This is a genomic window from Gemmobacter sp. (assembly GCF_016792925.1).
GTDB lineage: Bacteria > Pseudomonadota > Alphaproteobacteria > Rhodobacterales > Rhodobacteraceae > Gemmobacter.
Window position 1 is genome coordinate 1 of the sequence record NZ_JAEULU010000074.1, and the last position, 2,455, is coordinate 2,455.

Below are 2,455 nucleotides of genomic sequence, written 5' to 3' on the forward strand. Positions count from 1 at the left end.
AAGGCCCCCAGCAGCGCCCAGTGATCGGCGCGGGCCTTGGTGGTGAGGGTCAGGAACTCGCGCAGGGCCGAAAAGGACAGCACCGCAAACAGCGCCACCACGCCGGGGCGGCCTGCCAGAAAGGCCAGCGCCAGCAGCACCACCATGCCCCACCAGGCGGCGATGCGGGCATTCAGGTTCTCGATCACCGGGTTGGAGCCGTCGGGGGCGATGCGCGCCCGCAGCGCCTCGCCGATCAGGGTGGCGATGATGAGGATGAGGGCGACGCCGGAGAGCAGCCAGATCAGATGCGGGCTGGTGGTCATGCCGCGCCCTCCCCGCGCAAGGAAAGCAGGGCGGCGCTGGCGCGATCGAGGAAGGGTTGTTTCTCCTCGCCCGGTTCAAGGTGCAGGGGGGCGCCGAAAGTCAGCGTGCAGATCAGCGGCAGCGGCACCACCTCGCCCTTGGGCATGATGCGGTTGAGGTTGGAGATCCAGACCGGCACGAGGTCCACCTCGGGGCGTTGGCGGGCCAGATGGTAGAGGCCGGATTTGAAGGGCAAAAGCGGATCATCGCCCATGTTGCGCAGGCCCTCGGGGAAGAGGATCAGCGAGGCGCCGTCGTCAAGCGCCTGTGCCATCAGGGTGACGGGATCATCCACGCGCGCCTCGGGGCGGCGGTCGATCAGCACGGCATTGAAGACATCGCGCCCGATAAAGGCGCGGAGCGGTTTCGCCAGCCAGTAATCCAGCGCGGCCACGGGGCGGGTGCGGCGGCGCAGCATGGCGGGCAGCACGGTCCAGATCAGGACGAAATCGCCGTTGGAGGTGTGATTGGCGAAATAGACCCGCTGGCGCGGCACGGGTTCGATACCCTGCCAGATCGCGCGGGGGGCGGTGACGATGCGGGCAAAGAGCGTGATGCCCTTGCCCGCGAGACTGGCCAGACCACGGCGGAACAGCGGATGCAGGGGCAAAGGGCTACTCCGCCCGGACCAGTTGATCCATGCTCAGCGAGGGTTGCGAACACCCCGCCTCTCCCACCACGCGGGCCGGAACGCCTGCCACGGTGGTGCAGGGCGGCACCTCTTGCAGCACCACCGACCCGGCCGCGATGCGCGAGCAGCGCCCGACGGTGATATTGCCCAAGACCTTGGCCCCTGCCCCGATCAGCACGCCATCGCCGATCTTCGGGTGGCGGTCGCCATCCTCCTTGCCGGTGCCGCCCAGCGTGACGGAATGCAGCATGGAGACGTTATCGCCCACCACGGCGGTTTCGCCGATGACGATGGAATGGGCGTGATCAATCATGATGCCGCGCCCAATGCGGGCGGCGGGGTGGATGTCGACGCCGAAGACCTCGGAGGTGCGCATCTGCACGAAATAGGCCAGATCGGCGCGGCCCTGCCGCCAGAGCCAATGGCCGACACGGTAAGCCTGCACCGCCTGAAAGCCCTTGAAGAACAGGATCGGTTGCAGGTAGCGGTGGCAGGCGGGGTCACGGTCGAACACGGCCACGATGTCGGCGCGGGCGGCCTGACCAAGGCTGGGGTCGGAGGCATAGGCCTCGTCGGCGATTTCGCGCAGGATTTGCTCGCTCATCTCGCCGCTCGCCAGTTTCAGCGAAAAGCGGTAGGCCAGCGCGCGTTCCAGCGAGGCGTGATGCAGCAGGCTGGAATGCACAAGGCCCCCGAGCAGCGGCTCGGAGGCGATGGCGGCATGGGCTTCGTCACAGATGCGGGCCCAGACCGGATCGAGCGGTTGCAGCTTTTGTCTGGTTTCGGCCATGATGCCCTCCGTGAAGTGGTGAGGGGATTATAGCGCGAAACGCCGCCGCAACCAGAGGGATGATGAGCGTGGCAAAGGCCACCGCCTTTGCCATGTCGTTTCGGTTCACCCAGACGCCGGTGGCCCCAAAGGCCGCCGGCCAGCGCCCGCCCTCCGGGCGGCGGGCGCTTCGCACCCGCCAGGGCGGGCACCGGCCTCTGTCACTGGGGCGGCACCGGGACTGCGGCACCGCTTGCACAGGGGCGGGGAAACGCGATGCGTTTCCTGTTTCCGCCCCCTTTGATCACAGCGTCACCGCCATGCTGCGCGCAAGGCCCGGCCCGAAGCGAGCCGATATCTGCGCCACGCTGATCGTCACTGCGCCGCTGGCGCCCGCCTGTGCGGCAGAGGTCCAGGTCCAGCTGGGGCTGGACGCCGTGGCCTCGGCCAGCACCGTGGCGCCCTGGGTCACCCGGATCAGATAGCTTTCGCCCTCCTCGCCCAAGGGCACCTCGGCGCCTTGCCAGCTGTCGGCGTCGATCCGGCTGCGGCGCACCCATGTCACCGTCAGATCGCCCGAGACCGCCCGGCTGCTGCGCAGATGCACCGGCGCATAGGGCCGCAAGCCCACGCCCGCGAAGGCGCGCTCGACGTGCTGAACGCTGGGGTCATCATAGCCCAGCGAACCCAGCCCCACGCGGTAATGCCGC

At 68.4% G+C, this 2,455-nt stretch carries 2 protein-coding genes and 2 pseudogenes; all 4 read right to left on the reverse strand.

The window, feature by feature from the left end:
* A pseudogene (locus JNN06_RS03940) lies at positions 1–305 on the reverse strand (phosphatidate cytidylyltransferase); the annotation flags it as partial.
* Positions 302–949, reverse strand: a complete 648-nt coding sequence (locus JNN06_RS03945; protein WP_291238298.1) for a lysophospholipid acyltransferase family protein — start codon at positions 947–949, stop codon at positions 302–304. The pseudogene JNN06_RS03940 and the gene JNN06_RS03945, both read right to left, overlap by 4 nt.
* Before the next feature lie 10 nt (positions 950–959).
* Positions 960–1,766 carry a serine O-acetyltransferase gene (gene cysE / locus JNN06_RS03950; RefSeq protein ID WP_291238297.1) on the reverse strand — a complete coding sequence of 269 codons (807 nt, stop codon included), beginning with the start codon at positions 1,764–1,766 and terminating at the stop codon, positions 960–962.
* A gap of 283 nt (positions 1,767–2,049) precedes the next feature.
* Positions 2,050–2,455, reverse strand: a pseudogene (locus tag JNN06_RS03955) (host specificity protein); the annotation flags it as partial.